General features: G+C 72.2%; 14 protein-coding genes. 9 read left to right on the forward strand and 5 right to left on the reverse strand.

Going from position 1 to position 15,552, the window contains the following annotated elements; genetic code table 11:
* Positions 1-74: 74 nt before the first annotated feature.
* From valS to ACWEN6_RS02335, 6 genes are all read left to right on the forward strand, one after another.
* Positions 75-2,627 (forward strand): valine--tRNA ligase, encoded by a 2,553-nt coding sequence (valS, locus tag ACWEN6_RS02310; protein WP_452568571.1) that lies wholly within the window; start codon positions 75-77, stop codon positions 2,625-2,627.
* Positions 2,628-2,786: 159 nt separating this feature from the next.
* A complete protein-coding gene (locus ACWEN6_RS02315; protein WP_452568572.1) occupies positions 2,787-4,133 on the forward strand; it encodes an AI-2E family transporter in 1,347 nt (448 codons plus the stop codon).
* A 195-nt stretch (positions 4,134-4,328) separates the two neighbouring features.
* Entirely contained in the window at positions 4,329-4,763 is a 435-nt protein-coding gene (dut, locus tag ACWEN6_RS02320; RefSeq protein ID WP_354851036.1) for a dUTP diphosphatase, read from the forward strand.
* Between the two features lie 13 nt (positions 4,764-4,776).
* Positions 4,777-5,454 (forward strand): DUF3710 domain-containing protein, encoded by a 678-nt coding sequence (locus tag ACWEN6_RS02325; protein WP_452568573.1) that lies wholly within the window; start codon positions 4,777-4,779, stop codon positions 5,452-5,454.
* 55 nt (positions 5,455-5,509) lie between these two features.
* Positions 5,510-5,899 carry an OB-fold nucleic acid binding domain-containing protein gene (locus tag ACWEN6_RS02330; protein WP_354851042.1) on the forward strand — a complete coding sequence of 130 codons (390 nt, stop codon included), beginning with the start codon at positions 5,510-5,512 and terminating at the stop codon, positions 5,897-5,899.
* 74 nt (positions 5,900-5,973) lie between these two features.
* Positions 5,974-6,651, forward strand: a complete 678-nt coding sequence (locus tag ACWEN6_RS02335; protein ID WP_452568574.1) for a DUF3159 domain-containing protein — start codon at positions 5,974-5,976, stop codon at positions 6,649-6,651.
* 159 nt (positions 6,652-6,810) lie between these two features.
* Here the strand turns inward: ACWEN6_RS02335 and ACWEN6_RS02340 are convergent, their stop codons facing one another.
* Positions 6,811-7,470: a potassium channel family protein gene (locus tag ACWEN6_RS02340; protein ID WP_354851047.1), complete on the reverse strand. Its 660-nt coding sequence runs from the start codon at positions 7,468-7,470 to the stop codon at positions 6,811-6,813.
* Positions 7,470-8,138: a potassium channel family protein gene (locus ACWEN6_RS02345; RefSeq protein ID WP_452568575.1), complete on the reverse strand. Its 669-nt coding sequence runs from the start codon at positions 8,136-8,138 to the stop codon at positions 7,470-7,472. Before ACWEN6_RS02345 ends, ACWEN6_RS02340 begins: the two co-directional genes overlap by 1 nt.
* A gap of 138 nt (positions 8,139-8,276) precedes the next feature.
* Here ACWEN6_RS02345 and ACWEN6_RS02350 point away from each other — a divergent pair, with 138 nt between their 5' ends.
* Positions 8,277-10,289 (forward strand): APC family permease, encoded by a 2,013-nt coding sequence (locus ACWEN6_RS02350; RefSeq protein WP_452568576.1) that lies wholly within the window; start codon positions 8,277-8,279, stop codon positions 10,287-10,289.
* The gene (locus ACWEN6_RS02355) at positions 10,286-11,551 is read left to right on the forward strand and encodes a class I SAM-dependent RNA methyltransferase (protein WP_452568577.1); all 1,266 of its coding nucleotides are present in this window, start codon (positions 10,286-10,288) and stop codon (positions 11,549-11,551) included. Before ACWEN6_RS02350 ends, ACWEN6_RS02355 begins: the two co-directional genes overlap by 4 nt.
* A gap of 253 nt (positions 11,552-11,804) precedes the next feature.
* Here ACWEN6_RS02355 and ACWEN6_RS02360 read toward each other — a convergent pair whose 3' ends face one another.
* Positions 11,805-12,011 carry a hypothetical protein gene (locus ACWEN6_RS02360; protein WP_452568578.1) on the reverse strand — a complete coding sequence of 69 codons (207 nt, stop codon included), beginning with the start codon at positions 12,009-12,011 and terminating at the stop codon, positions 11,805-11,807.
* 435 nt (positions 12,012-12,446) lie between these two features.
* On the opposite strand from ACWEN6_RS02360, the gene ACWEN6_RS02365 reads away from it, so the two are divergent.
* Positions 12,447-13,628: a PP2C family protein-serine/threonine phosphatase gene (locus ACWEN6_RS02365; RefSeq protein ID WP_452568579.1), complete on the forward strand. Its 1,182-nt coding sequence runs from the start codon at positions 12,447-12,449 to the stop codon at positions 13,626-13,628.
* A 144-nt stretch (positions 13,629-13,772) separates the two neighbouring features.
* On the opposite strand, the gene ACWEN6_RS02370 is transcribed toward ACWEN6_RS02365, so the two are convergent.
* On the reverse strand, positions 13,773-14,531 hold the full coding sequence (locus ACWEN6_RS02370) for a protein phosphatase 2C domain-containing protein (RefSeq protein WP_452568580.1): 759 nt from the start codon (positions 14,529-14,531) through the stop codon (positions 13,773-13,775).
* A 167-nt stretch (positions 14,532-14,698) separates the two neighbouring features.
* Positions 14,699-15,552 (reverse strand): hypothetical protein (locus ACWEN6_RS02375; protein ID WP_452568581.1); only part of this gene is annotated, 854 nt, incomplete at its 5' end.

The raw sequence follows: 15,552 nt of genomic DNA on the forward strand, positions 1-15,552 counted from the left end.
TCTCCCCTCGTCGATCTAGATGAACCCTAGCCCCTCGTGCCGGAGGGCGGGGTGACGCCATACCATAGGGCGCCATGACCCAACAGCGACCGCGCCATGTCACCGTTCCCGAAAGGCCCTCTCTCGATGGCCTGGAGCCGGTATGGGCGGCCCGCTGGGAGGCCGAGGGCACCTACCGCTTCGACCGGGCCAAGACCCGCGAGCAGGTGTACTCCATCGACACCCCGCCGCCGACCGTCTCGGGCGCCCTGCACGTCGGCCACGTCTTCTCCTACACCCACACCGACACGATCGCCCGCTTCCAGCGCATGCGCGGACGTGAGGTGTTCTACCCCATGGGGTGGGACGACAACGGCCTGCCCACCGAGCGCCGCGTGCAGAACCACTTCGGCGTGCGCTGCGACCCCTCGTTGCCCTACGATCCCGGCTTCCGCCCGCCCGGCAAGCCCGACCCCAAGCGCCAGGTCCCCGTCTCGCGGCGCAACTTCATCGAGCTGTGCGAGCAGTTGACCACCGAGGACGAGAAGGCCTTCGAGGAGCTGTGGCGCCACCTCGGGCTCTCGGTCGACTGGTCGCTGACCTACGCCACGATCGACGAGGCCTCCCGGGCCGCCTCCCAGCGGGCGTTCCTGCGCAACCTGGCGCGCGGCGAGGCGTACGTCGCCGAGGCGCCCACCCTGTGGGACGTGACCTTCCGCACGGCCGTCGCCCAGGCCGAGCTGGAGGACCGCGAGTGGCCGGGCGCCTTCCACCGCATCCGGTTCGGCGGGGTCCCCGGCACCGCGTACGCCGACGGCGTCGCCATCGAGACCACCCGCCCCGAGCTGATCCCGGCCTGCGTGGCCCTGGTCGCCCACCCCGACGACGAGCGCTACCGGCCCCTGTTCGGCAAGACGGTGCGAACGCCGCTGTTCGGCGTCCCGGTGCCCGTGCTCGCCCACCGGCTGGCCGAGCGCGACAAGGGCTCGGGCATCGCGATGATCTGCACCTTCGGCGACCTCACCGACGTCGTCTGGTGGCGCGAGCTCGACCTGCCGGCCCGCCCGGTCATCGGCTGGGACGGCCGCATGCTGGCCGATCCGCCCGAGGGGGTCCCCGCCGAGACCTACGCCCCGCTGGCCGGCCTGACGACCCACTCGGCCCGCGAGCGCATCGTCCAACTGCTGCGGGACACCGAGGAGCTGGAGGAGGAGCCGCGCAAGGTCTCCCGCCCGGTCAAGTTCTACGAGAAGGGCGACCGGCCGCTGGAGATCGTCACCACCCGCCAGTGGTACATCCGCAACGGCGGGCGCGATCCGGAGTTGCGGTCGGCGCTGCTCGAACGCGGGCGTGAGCTGCGCTGGCACCCGCCGCACATGCGGGTGCGCTACGAGAACTGGGTGCAGGGCCTGGCCGGCGACTGGCTGATCTCCCGGCAGCGGTTCTTCGGCGTGCCCATCCCCGTGTGGTACCCGCTGGACTCCGAGGGCCAGCCCATCCACGACGCGCCGATCGTGCCGCCCGAGGAGGCCCTGCCGGTCGACCCCTCGAGCGACGTGCCACCCGGCTACGCCGAGGACCAGCGGGGCAAGCCGTTCGGCTTCGCCGCCGACCCCGACGTCATGGACACCTGGGCCACCTCCTCGCTGACCCCGCAGATCGTCTCGGGCTGGGAGCGCGACGACGACCTGTACCGGCGGGTGTTCCCCATGGACCTGCGGCCGCAGGCCCACGAGATCATCCGCACGTGGCTGTTCGCCTCGGTGGTCCGGGCGCACCTCGAGAGCGGCGTGCTGCCCTGGCGCGACGCCGCGATCGCCGGCTGGATCCTCGACCCCGACCGCAAGAAGATGTCCAAGTCCAAGGGCAACGTGGTCACGCCCATGGGCCTGCTGCGCGAGTACGGCTCCGACGCGGTCCGCTACTGGGCCGCGGGCGGCCGTCCGGGCACCGACACGGCCTTCGACACCGGGCAGATCAAGGTCGGCCGCCGCCTGGCCATAAAGATCCTCAATGCCTCCAAGTTCGTGCTCGGCCTGGGCGAGGCGGCGGGGGAGCAGGTCACTGAGGCGCTCGACCGGTCGATGCTCGCCCGGCTGGCCGGGGTGGTGGAGGAGGCCACGGCCGCCTTCGAGTCCTACGACTACACCCGCGCCCTGGAGGCCACCGAGCGGTTCTTCTGGGAGTTCTGCGACGACTACCTCGAACTGGTCAAGTCCCGCGCCTACGGGGACGACGCCGGAGCGGTGTCGGCCCGCGCCGCGCTGCGGCAGGCGCTCCAGGTGATGCTGCGGCTGTTCGCGCCGTTCCTGCCGTTCGTCACCGAGGAGGTCTGGTCCTGGTGGCGGGAGGGCTCGGTGCACCGCGCCGCCTGGCCGTCGGCCGGCGAACTGGACGCCTCCGGCGACGCGCGGGTCCTGGCCGCGGTGTCGGAGGTGCTGCGCGAGGTCCGCAAGGCCAAGTCCGCGGCCAAGCTGTCCATGCGCGCGGAGGTGGCGCGGCTGGACGTCCACGGCGCGGCGGTCGAGCTGGTGCGCCACGGACAGGACGACCTGTGCGCGGCCGGAGCGGTCCAGGAGTTCGTCCTCGGCTCCGCCGACGGTGAGCCGCAGGTGACCGTCACGCTCGCCGAGGCCGCCGCCGGGTGACCCATTCACCAGCGAGACGGGCATATCGGGTGGCCTTCGGCGGGGGAGACCAGGCCGTCGCTTGAACCGGGCCGTAACCTGCGCGCGTTCGGCCGCCCGGCGTGCCAGTCTGTAATGGTGATCGCGGAACGGGAGACTGACGGGCGCACTGTGCCACCGGTGCTTTCCGCCATGGCGGCCTGGAGCTGGCGGCTGATCGTCATCGGCGTGGTGATCTACTTCTCGGCGCAGATCATCGTGCACCTCAGCTTCGTGGCACTGCCACTGGCGGTCGCGCTGCTGCTGACCGCCCTGCTGTTCCCGCTCACCGACCGGCTGCGCAAGGCGGGCCTGCGGCCCATCTGGGCCACCTGGATCACCATGCTCTTCGCCCTCCTGGTCCTGGTCACCGTCGGGTTCATCATCGGCACCCGGGCCAACGACGAGTTCCCCGGGCTGATCGCGCAGATCCAGAAGACCACCCGGGACGTGCAGGGCTGGCTGCTCACCGGACCGTTCCACCTCAAAGAGGCCCAGCTCACCGGCATGCTGGACGAGATCATCCGCCAGATCAACACCCAGCGCAGCGCGCTCACCGGAGCGCTGCTGTCCACGGCGGCGGTCTTCATCGAGGTGCTCGCCTCGATCGTCCTGCTGTTGTTCGTGACCTTCTTCATGCTCAAGGACGGCGACCGCATCTGGTCGTGGTTCCTGCGCGGCTTCGGCTCGGCCGCCCCCCGGGTCGACCGCGCCGGCCGCGCCGCCTGGCACACCCTCTCGCAGTACATCCACGGCACGGTCATCGTGGCCGCCATCCACGGCCTGATCATCGGCATCGTGCTGTTCGCCATGAGGGTGCCGCTGTGGGCGCCGCTCGCGGTCCTGATCTTCCTGGCGAGTTTCATCCCGATCATCGGCATCTTCATCGCCGGCGGCCTGGCCGCCCTGGTGACCCTCGGGGCGCAGGGGCCCCTCCTCGCCCTGATCTTCATCGGCATCCTGCTCGTCGAGCAGCAACTGGAGAACCACGTGCTCCAGCCGATGATCGTCGGGCGGGCCGTGAAGTTCCACCCCTTGGCGATCATCCTGGTGCTGGCGATCGGCGGCATCCTCGGCGGCATCGCCGGCGCGGCGATCGCCGTGCCGATCGCCGCCGTGGTCTACCGCGCCCTGCCCGAGCTGCGCAGGACCCCGCGTGAGCTGCCGCCCGCCGCCCCGCACCAGCCGCAGGAGCCGCACGAGCCGCCGGGGCCGCAGCCGCCGGCCGGGCCTGCCGGGCCGCAGGAGCCGGCCGAGCCCAGGAAGCCCGCCGAGCCCGCTGAGCCGACCGAGCCCGCCGAGTCCACCAAGCCCGCTGAGCCCGCTGAGCCCGGGGAGCCCGCCGCGCCGCGCCGGCCGCGCGAGTCCGCCGATCCGCCCCCGCCGCGCCGGCCGCAGGAGCCGCACGAGGCCGCCGGACCGGCCGCGCCCGCGGCGGGCCGCGCGCCCGCCGCGGGGGAGGACGTGTCGCCGCAGCACAGCGGGTAAGGTCTCCGTTCGTGACACCTTGCACGCCCCGCCGGCCCCGGTACGCTTCAGGGCGTACCTTGAGGCTGAGGGCCCGGCCCGCGCGCCCGCGGGCCGCCGCGCCGGCGTGCCGGTCCCGGTGGGCGCCCGGCGGCCCGGCAGGCGAGGTCACACCGACGTCAGCCGAGCGCGGCTCCACGACCACGAGGTGAATCCATGATCGAGGTGCTGATCCAGCGGCTCGACCCCGGCCTTCCGCTCCCGTCCTACGCCCACCCGGGTGACGCGGGGGCCGACCTGCACGCCGCCGCGGACGTCGAACTGCTGCCGGGCGAGCGGGCCGTCGTGGGCACCGGCGTGGCGATCGCGCTGCCGGACGGGTACGCGGCCTTCGTGCACCCGCGTTCCGGCCTCGCGGCCCGCCACGGCGTCACGCTCGTCAACGCGCCCGGCACGGTGGACGCCGGCTACCGCGGCGAGATCCGGGTGACGCTGATCAACACCGACGCCAAGGACGCCGTGCGGCTGCGCCGGGGCGACCGCATCGCCCAGCTCGTCGTCCAGCGGGTCGAGAAGGCAGCTTTCTACGAGGTGGAGCGGCTTCCCGGGTCGGCGCGCGGCGCCGACGGGTTCGGCTCCACCGGCCGATAAGTCGACAAGGAGTGTGAACGAAGTGTTCCGACGCCGCCGTCATGCGGAGCAAGAGGAGACGGCACCGGCCGCCGAGGCGCCGGTCCCCGTCCGCGAGTCGGGACCGTGGGACGCCGACGAGCCCCACCCCGACACCGAGCGGGTCGACCTGGGCGGCATGCGCCTGCCCATCGGCTCCGGGTTCGAGATCCAGCTCAACGTCGCCGGCGACCAGATCGTCGGCGCCGTCGTCATGGTCGAAGAGAGCGCCCTGCAGGTGCACGCGTTCGCCGCGCCCAAGAAGACCGGCATCTGGGACGAGGTCCGCGGCGAGCTGTCGCGCGAGCTGACCGCCGCCGGGGGCACCTGCGAGCAGCGCGAGGGCCCCTTCGGCGCCGAGCTGGCCGCCGAGATCGAGCAGGACGGCGCCACCCAGCCCGTCCGGTTCATCGGCGTCGACGGCCCGCGCTGGTTCCTGCGCGGGGTCATCAGCGGCCGGGCCATCGCCGACCCCGACGTCGCCAAGACCCTGGAGGACGTCCTGCGCGACATCGTGGTCGTCCGGGGTGACCTGCCCATGGCGCCCAAGGAGCCCATCGAGCTGCGCCTGCCCGCCGAGGCCCGCCAGGCCGTCGAGCAGCAGGCCGCCCAGGAGGGCCGGCCCTCGCTCGATCCGTTCGAGCGCGGACCTGAGATCAGCGAGACTCGCTGACGTAAGCTGCGGGCAGGACGGTCAGGACCACAGGGCTCGCGAGGAGTGAACAGAGATGAGTACGGCAGAGCCCGTCAAACGGGGGCTGCGCGGTTTCCTGCGGCGGCTGACGACCAGCCAGGCCGAGCTGGAGGCGGCGGAGCTCCAGGAGGACCTCGACCAATACGGGGCGACGCCCATCGCCTCCTGCGGCCAGCGCAGGAGGTTCTGCGTCGCGGGCACCCTGCGCACGGTGACGCTGCGGCCCCGGGGCGGCGTCCCGTCCCTCGAGGCCGAGCTGTACGACGGGTCGGACGTGGTCGACCTGGTGTGGCTGGGCCGGCGGAAGATCGTGGGCATCGAGCCGGGGCGCGTCGTGCGCGCCGAAGGGCTCGTCAGCGTCCAGGACGGCCGTAAGGTGATGTTCAACCCTCGTTACGAGCTGCGGCCGGCGAGCGGCCAGTGACCACGGTTCCCCCAGGCGAGGAGACCAATGACCATGCAGCCGCCCAAGGACGCGCCGGCCACGGGAGCGCGCCGGTGAGCACGTCCTCCGAGACGGCCCGCGAGGCGGCCGCGCACGACACCGTCGAGGCCGCCATCCGCGCCCAGCTCACCAAGGCGCTCGGCGGCGTGCGGGGCATCGTCGAGGCGGCCGTGCCGACGATCGCCTTCACCGTCTCCTGGATCGTCACCGAGCAGCTCAAGACCTCGCTGATCATCAGCATCGGCGCGGCCGTCCTGCTGCTGGTGGTGCGGCTGGCGCAGCGCTCCACGCCGCAGTTCGTGCTCAACAGCCTGGTCGGCATCGGCATCGGCGCGTTCTTCGCCTTCCGCACGGGCGAGGCCAAGGACGTCTTCATGCCGGGCATCCTCTACAACGCCGCCTACGCGGCCGCGATGACGCTGTCGATCATCGTCCGCTGGCCGGTCGTCGGGTTCCTCATCGGCTCGGTGACCGGCGACCCGACCGGCTGGCGGCGCGACCCCGGCATCGTCCGGCTCTGCTCGCGGCTGACCTGGCTGCTCATCCTGCCCTGCCTGCTGCGCGTGGTGGTGCAGCTCCCGCTCTACTTCGCCGACCAGGTCACCGCGCTCGGGGTGGCGAAGGTCGCGCTCGGCTGGCCGGTCCAGGTGGCCGCGCTCGCCGCCATGGTGTGGGTGCTGGCCCGTGGCCGCACCCCGATCAGCCCCGCGCCGCCGCCCACCGGCACCTGACCCGGGCCGTCCGGCGCCCGTTCCGCGGGCGTCCGGACGACGACCGTCCCGTCGCCGAGGGCAGGGACGGCCGTTCCGCGGCGGCGACCCACGGCCGCGACGGCGACGGCCGCGCCCCTGGCGGGTGCGCGGCCGTCCGCTGCGGTCTCGGCGGGTGTCTCAGTGCGGGGACAGAAGGTGCGCGAGGTCCTCCTCGACCTCCTGGCTGGCCACGAACAGCAGCTCGTCCCCGGCCTCCAGCGGATCGTCGTCCGAAGGCACCAGCACCCGGCCCTCGCGCAGGATGGCGACCAGGGCCGAGTCCTGCGGCCAGGGCACCGACCCGGCCCGCTGCCCGACGACCGGGGCGTCCTCGGGGAGCGTGAGCTCCACCAGGTTGGCCTGGCCCTGCCGGAAGGTCATCAGCCGCACCAGGTCGCCCACGCTGACCGCCTCCTCGACCAGGGCCGAGAGCAGGCGAGGGGTGGACACCGCGACGTCCACGCCCCACGACTCGTTGAACAGCCACTCGTTCTTCGGGTGGTTGATGCGGGCCACCACGCGCGGCACGCCGTACTCGGTCTTGGCCAGCAGCGACACCACGAGGTTGGCCTTGTCGTCGCCGGTCGCCGCGATCACCACGTGGCAGGCGTTCAGCCCCGCCTCGTCCAGCGCGGAGATCTCGCAGGCGTCCGCCAGCAGCCACTCGGCCTGCGGCACGCTGTCGATCTTGATGGCCGACGGGTCGGCGTCGATGAGCAGGACCTCGTGGCCGTTCTCCAGCAACTCGGCGGCGATGGACCGGCCGACCGCCCCCGCGCCCGCGATCGTGACGCGCATCAGTGGGAATCCTCCTCAGGCGCCGAGGACAGCACCTTGTTGATCCGGTCCATGTCGGTGTCGGCGGCGATCACGTGCAGGATGTCGCCCTCCTGCAGCACCGTGTCGTCCTTGGGCAGCAGCGCCTCGCCCATGCGGTTGACGAAGGCGACCCGGGTGGCGGCGAGCTCTTGCACCTTCTTGGTGCGGGTGCCGATCCAGCCCTGGTGGTAGGCCACCTCGGCGAGGGTCACGGTGCCGGTGGGGTCGCGCCACAGCGGCTCGGCGCCTTCGGGGAGCACCCGGCGCAGGATCTGGTCGGCCGTCCATCGCACCGTCGCCACCGTCGGGATGCCGAGACGCTGGTACACCTCGGCCCGCCGCGAGTCGTAGATGCGGGCCACCACGTTGTCCACGCCGAAGGTCTCGCGTGCCACGCGGGCGGAGATGATGTTGGAGTTGTCGCCGCTGCTGACCGCGACGTACGCGGCGGCCGACTCGATGCCGGCCTCCTCCAGGACGTCGCGGTCGAACCCGACGCCGGTGACGCGGCGCCCGCGGAACCCGGCGCGCAGCCGCCGGAACGCCTGCGGGTCCCTGTCGATGATCGCGACCGAGTGGCCGCTGTCCTCGAGGATGTGGGCGAGAGTCGATCCGACCCGGCCGCATCCCATGATGACGATGTGCATGCTCCCCCGCCGTTGGCATCGAGGCGGCAACTGGACGTTATACAGCTACCAGGCCAAGTATGGCCGGTTCTGGGAGCGCCATGTGATGCGCACCGCACCTGAGGACTAGCATCATCACTCGTGGTCAAGGTTGCAGATATGGTCAAGCGACTACTCGTGGGCCGCGCCCTTCGAAGCGCGCAGGCCCACGAGCAGTTGCTGCCCAAGCGCATCGCGCTGCCGGTGTTCGCCAGCGACGCGCTCTCCTCGGTGGCGTACGCCCCGCAGGAGATCCTCATCACCCTCGGCATCGCCGGCATCGCGGCCTACCACTTCACTCCGTGGATCGCCCTCGCGGTCGTGGTGATCCTGCTGACGGTGGTCGCCTCCTACCGCCAGAACGTGCGGGCCTACACCAGCGGCGGCGGCGACTTCGAGGTGGCCACCGAGAACCTCGGCAACAACCAGGGCCTGGTCGTCGCCAGCGCGCTCATGGTCGACTACGTGCTCACCGTCGCGGTGTCGGTCTCCTCCGGCGTGGAGAACCTCGGCGCGGCGCTGCCCTTCCTGGCCGACCGCAGGGTCGCGGCGGCCATCGTGGTCGTCGCCCTGCTGACCGTCATGAACCTGCGGGGCATCAGAGAGTCCGGCCTGGCCTTCGCCATCCCCACCTATGCCTTCATGCTCAGCGTCTTCGGCCTGATGATCTGGGGTGGGGTGCGGCTGGCGCTCGGCACCGAGCTGACCGCCCCCACGGCCGGCTACACCGTCACCGGTGAGAGCGTCGGCGTGGGCGGCTTCGCCCTGATCTTCCTGCTGCTGCGCGCCTTCTCCTCCGGCTGCGCCGCGCTGACCGGCGTCGAGGCCATCAGCAACGGCGTGCCGGCCTTCAAGAAGCCCAAGGGCAAGAACGCCGCCAACACGCTGCTGGCGCTCGGCGCGCTGGCCGCGACGATGTTCGTCGGCATCACCGCCCTGGCCTACGTCACCGGCGCCAAGTTCGCCGACCCCTCCCAGGGCAGCACGCTCCTCGACGGGTCGGGCAGGCCCGTGGAGAACCCGGCCCCGGTGATCGCGCAGGTCGCCCAGACGGTGTTCAGCAACTTCACCCCCGCCTTCTACTTCATCACGGCGATGACCGCGCTGATTCTCGTGCTCGCCGCGAACACGGCCTTCAACGGCTTCCCGGTGCTCGCCTCGGTGCTGGCGCAGAACCGCTACCTGCCGCGCCAGCTCCACACGCGCGGCGACCGCCTGGCCTTCAGCAACGGCATCATCATCCTGGCCACCATGGCGGGCCTGCTGATCTACGCCTTCCACGCCGAGACCACCCGCCTGGTGCAGCTCTACATCGTCGGGGTGTTCGTGTCCTTCACCATCAGCCAGACCGGCATGGTGCGGCACTGGAACCGGCTGCTGCGCACCGAGGGCGAGGCCAAGAAGCGCGCGCAGATGCAGCGGTCCAGGGTGATCAACGCCTTCGGCGCGACGGTGACCGGCCTGGTGCTGGTGGTCGTCCTGATCACCAAGTTCACCCACGGCGCGTGGATCGCCTGCGCCGCCATGGTCGTGCTGTTCGTCATGATGCGCGGCATCCGGCGCCACTACGACAACGTCGCCACCGAGCTCACCGTGCCCGAGCAGCACGAGGTCGACGAGTCCATGCTCCCGGCCAGGAACCACGCCATCGTCCTGCTCTCCAAGATCCACAAACCGACGCTGCGCGCCCTGGCGTACGCGCGCGCCACGCGCCCCTCCAAACTGGAGGCGATCAGCGTCGCGGTGGACCCCGACGAGGCCCGGCAACTGCAGGCCGACTGGGAGGAGCGGGGCATCCCGGTGCCGCTGAAGGTCCTGGACTCGCCCTACCGCGAGATCACCCGGCCGGTGCTCGAATACGTCAAGAGCCTGCGGCGCCGGTCGCCGCGCGATGTCGTCACCGTGTTCATCCCCGAGTATGTCGTGGGCCACTGGTGGGAACATCTGCTTCACAACCAGAGTGCGCTGCGGCTGAAGGGCAGGCTGCTCTTCCAGCCGGGCGTGATGGTCACCAGCGTGCCCTGGCAGCTGGCCTCCTCCGACCGGCTCCGGGGCCGTCCGGAGACGTTCGCCCCCGGCTCGGTGCGCCGGCCGTACGCTGTGGCTCGTAAGGATGACCAGGTCAAGACGTGAGCGGGGGGACCGGAGTGCCGATCGAACTCAATGTTGAGCGCGTCGCCAACGGGGGATGGTGCGTCGCCAGGCACGAGGGCCGGGTGGTCTTCGTCCGCCATGCCCTGCCAGGTGAGCGGGTGCTGGCCGAGGTCACCGAGGAGACCACGCGGTTCCTGCGGGCCGACGCCGTGGAGATCCTCCAGGCGTCGCCCGACCGCGTCACCCCGCCGTGCCCGTTCGCCGGGCCGGGCCGCTGCGGCGGCTGCGACTGGCAGCACGCCACCCTGGAGGCCCAGCGCCGCCTCAAGGGCGAGGTCGTCGCCGAGCAGCTCCAGCGGCTCGCCGGCATCGACATGAAGGTCGAGGTCGAGGAGGTCCCCGGCGCGGTCAAGGGCCTCGGCTGGCGCACCCGCGTCCAGTTCGCCGTCACCCCCGACGGGGTCCCCGGCCTGCGCCGCCACCGCTCCCACGAGATCGAGCCGGTCGACGCCTGCCTGATCGCGCACAAGGAGGTCGAGCGCGTGGGCGTCGAGCGGGCCGACTGGCGCGGCGCCGCCGCCGTGGAGGCCATCGCCACCTCGACGGGGGAGCGGGCCGTCGTCGTCACGCCCAAGACCCACCGCACGGTCGCGGTGCCCGAGCTCGGCGCCGACGCCTACGTGCTGGTCGACGAGGGCCGGGGCCAGGCGCGGGCCGTGCGGGGGCGCACGGCGCTCACCGAGCGGGCCGGCGGACGCGACTTCCGGGTCACCGGCAGCGGCTTCTGGCAGGTCCATCCCGGCGTGCCCGGCGTGCTGCTGGAGGCGGTCCTGGAGTACGCCGCCGTCCGGCCTGGGGACTGGGCGCTCGACCTCTACTGCGGCGTCGGGCTGTTCGCGGCGGCCCTGGCGGAGGCGGCCGGTCCCGAGGGCGCCGTGCTCGGCATCGAGTCCGACGCGCGCGCCGTGCAGGACGCCCGCCACAACCTGCGCGACCTGCCGCAGGCGCGCGTCGAGCGCGGCCGCGTCGAGGACACCCTCGACCGGCTCGGCGTCGAGCGGGCCGACGTGGTGGTCGTCGACCCGCCGCGCACCGGACTCGGCCGCGACGTGGTCGGCCGGGTCGCCGGCCTGGACGCCGGCCGCATCGTCTACGTCTCCTGCGACCCCGCCACACTGGCCCGCGACCTGTCCTGGTTCGCCGACCACGGCTACCCCGCCGTCGACCTGCGCGCCTTCGACGCCTTCCCGATGACCCACCACGTCGAGACCGTAGTGCTCCTGGTCAAGGACGTGATCTAGGCCCTTACCCGCAGTTGTGCAACGCGTCACGAGTCGGCATGGGTCGGTATCGGCCAGTGTTCTCCAAGATCATGACGCACGATCATGAAAGGGCCCTCTGCTACGCATGGTCACACCGACCAGACGGGCGGACAGACCGGAACGAACAAGCGGGTGGACATCCCATAGGGGCCCCGCTGCCGCTTGCGTGCCCTCGCCGGCGGACGCCGACGGCCCCGCGATCTCCGGACCACGGGGCCGTCGTCATCTCCGCCTACTCCGGAGCGCGCACCTCGGCCGCAGCCGCCGGCAACACCTCGACGTCACCGCCGCGGCGCTCGACGACCAGCACCCGGACATCCTCGGCCAGGGCCATCGTCGTCAGCTCCTGCGCGCTCGCCGGCCGCGCCGGCACCCGCATGCCGGGCTCGGCGTCGACCACGGTGCGGCCGCCCCGTACATAGGTGCCGCGGCCGGGCACGGTGAAGACCAGGCCGCGCCCAGGCGGTGGCCGGCCGCCAGGTTCCGCCCGTTCGACGACCTGTCACCCCAACCGAAGAAAAGCCGGAACCAACCGTGAGAGAGTGACTAGCCTCTCACTAACCGTCACATCCCCCGCCCGGCAGGAGTGCCTGTGATCCCCGCCCGCCATGCCCTCTCGCTCGTGCGGATAGCGTCGTACGGGACCTGAATCCTGTAACGGAGCGCCCCGGCCCGAGTGCGGTCCGCGAATCTGGGCTGTGGCTGATAAGCCACCTGGGCGATGGGTTCACCGCCGACCAAGCCGACGCAGGCTCCCGTATCCGGTTCCGGACGTACCTGCACCCGACCCTCGCAGGGACGAGATCACGCGAAGGTCAATACATGCACCCCACTCCGCTGAATGTGACCGATGAAAGAGGGAAGAGAGGGCGGCATGGCTGAGGACAGGCTGCAGCTGACCGAGGTACTGGCGGCCGCGGAGGACGCGCCGCCGATGGAGTCCTTGGACGTGGTGGCGCGCAACCTGCAGAAGCGTTTCGGAGCCCGGCGGGTGTCCTTGCTCATCGTCGACCTCATCGGACGCGAACTGGTGCGAGTGACCGAGCAGACCGAGGCGCCAAGCAGGCGAGACACCGAATTCATCCGGCTCGACGGCAGCGATTATGACGAGGTGTTGCGCACGCAGGAGCCGTACTCGGTGGCAGTCGACGAGGACGGGCAGCGGGTGATCGTACCGGTCAGCAACCGCGGCGACCCGATCGGAGTGCTGGAGGTGACCGTTCCCGAGCTCGACCAGGACGTACTGGAGCAGGTCGCCCAGGCCGCGCACGCCCTGGCGTACATCATCATCACCGACCGGCGCTTCACCGACCTCTACCACCGGCGCCGTCGCACCACTTCGACGAGCCTGGCCGCCGAGATCCAGTACCAACTTCTGCCGGACGCCTCCTGCTGCGAGGCGGCCCACTTCACCCTCGCCGCGGGCCTGGTGCCCGCCGACGACATCGGCGGCGACACCTACGACTACACCCTCGATCAAGGGACATTGCACGTCTCCCTCACCGATGCCATGGGCCATGACGTCGATGCGGCACTGCTGGCCACCCTCACGGTCAACGCGTTGCGCGGAGCCCGCCGCGCAGGCGCCGACATCGCCGAGCAGGCACGCCAGGCCCACCAAGCCCTCCTGGACCACGGTCACGGCGCCCTGACCACCGGGCAGCTGCTGCGCGTCGCCATGGACGGCACCGGGATCGAACTCGTCAACGCCGGCCATCCCTGGCCGCTACGCCTGCGCGAAGGCACGGTGACGGAGGTGACCCTGGAGGTCGACCCGCCCTTCGGCGTCCATGTGCCCGGCTCCTACCGGGTGCAGCACCTGGACCTGCGCCCCGGTGACCGGCTGCTCCTGCTCACCGACGGCATGTACGAACGCGGCGCCGCAGCCGTCGACCTGCCCGCCCTCTTGCGCGACACCCGCCACCAGCACCCCAGGCAGGTCGTCCAAACCCTGGTCACCGCGGTGCTGGACGCCTGCCAGGGCCACATGGCCGACGATGCCACCACCGTGTGCCTGGACTGGCACGGCTCCCCACCCACCTGGCTATGGAGCTGACCTGTGGTCACGGATGGATTCCGTTCGAGGTACGCAAGGGCGACGGGCCCGAACTGGTGACGTACGCGAGTGGACGTGGTCTGATCCCTTTCGCCCCACTGGTTCGTACTTTGTAAAGGCGTCGGCGCGGTACGGCGAAGGGTTTCACCACCATGCCCAGGCCGCTGTGGCATCGTCGTGGGGCTTGGCGCCGGCGGGGGCGCCGTGCCGCAGTTCGGCCTCGCGCACCTGGACGATCAGTTCGGCGGGCCCGGCCTTGGCCGCGGTATCCACCAGGTGCTCCCACGTGTGGCCGTACCACTCGACCAGGCGGGTCACGCCGTCGGTGGCCAGCAGGACGCCGCTCAGCCCGGCGGCCTCCACCGAGCCGGCCACGGCCTCGCCGGCCGCCTCCGGGAGCGCGCCGGCGACCCAGAACCCGCCCGGCCTGTTGCGCACCGAGCGCACCAGCGCCAGGCTGTACGGCCGGCCGCCGGGGAGGTGGTCGATGCGGTCGTCGTCGATCACCGTCACCACGCCGTCCCTGCCGTGCGCCACGATCGGCGAGTCGCACAGCACCAGGTAGTCCAGCATTTCCGCGCGCCGCCGGACCATTGCCACCGTGGAGGACGGCGAGTCCGCGTTCGCCAGGTCGCAGGACCCTTCGTGGGCGTCCGTCGCCTCGCCGATCGCCGTGGCGAGGATCTGCCGCAGGCCGGCGTCCGGCTCGGTGGCGAGCCCGCGCGCCAGCCCCGCGCCCAGCCGGGCGACGTACCACGCGACGTCGTGCCGGCATCCCGAATCCACCCCGGCCGCGGCCGTGGCCCCGTCCAGCACGGCGACCCAGTCGGGCCCGGCGATGACCAGGTCCTCGTTGCGGCGGCCCGGGACGGGAGCGGCCGCCGTGGAGAAGGTGACGTGCAAGGGACTCCTCACCTGGGATCGGACGCCGGCCAGGCCGGCACGGCGTGCGGCCTGTGACCGATTATGCGTCCGCGACGGCGAGGGCCCGGACCGCTGGACGCGCTCGGTCCCGCGGAGACGGTCGCCGGCCGCGATCGGCGTCGGCGAGTCAGGTGAGGACGAGGGCGTCATGGAATGGCGTCGTGGTCCGGGACGCGCTCGCTGGCGCCGTAGATGGGGCCTCGGGCCCACTGGAGCAGGCCGGTCGGGGGCAGGCCGGGGATGGGGTTGCGAACGGGGTCGAAGCGGGTCGGCTCGGCGGCGTCCGAACGGGCGGGGCCGGTCAGCGTCAGCGTACCGAACCGCTCCCAGGGGCCGAGAGGGGAGGCGACCACCAGGTCGAACCGCAGTGGCCCCGCCTCCGCGGCCCGTCTGAGCGCCGCGAGGCCCGCCGGCGGGCCGGGCCATCTCGCGACCGCGCCGAGCAGGACATGACCGCCGTCGGCCGCGTACGGGAGGAGCGAACCGTACATGCCGGGCGACCATCTGGTCGCGGGGCGCAGCAGGCGGCGGCCAAGCGGGGTGTGCCCTGTGGTGGCGAGCAGGAGTTCCGCGGTGACCTCACCGGCGCCGCCGTCGCCGGGGGCGGCAGAGGTCCGCCAGCGCAGGGCCAGGCCGAGGATGTCGGGCAGGGGAGGGGGCAGGCCGGCGGCGCGGGACAGGCGGGCGATGCCTCGAAGGTCCGCCGGCTCGTCGAGGAAGGCGGCGCCCCTGCGGCGGGAGGCGCCGTGCAGGGCGAGCGTGGCGTCGAAGACCAGCCCGTCGGGGTGCAGCGGACGCCCGTGCCGCAGCCGTGCGACCGCCTGGAACATCGCCGCCGCTCCGTCGGCCACCGCCGCCACGACCGTCCGGACCGGCCCACCGGCTTCGCGCCCGAGCGGGCGTATCGGCTCGGACGGCCGGATCGGCGTGCTCTCGCCTTCCGTCGGCTGGACCGGCGCGTCCTCTGCGTGCCCGTGCGGCCGGTTCGGCTCGCTCTCGC

Source organism: Sphaerisporangium sp. NPDC004334 (genome assembly GCF_053602655.1).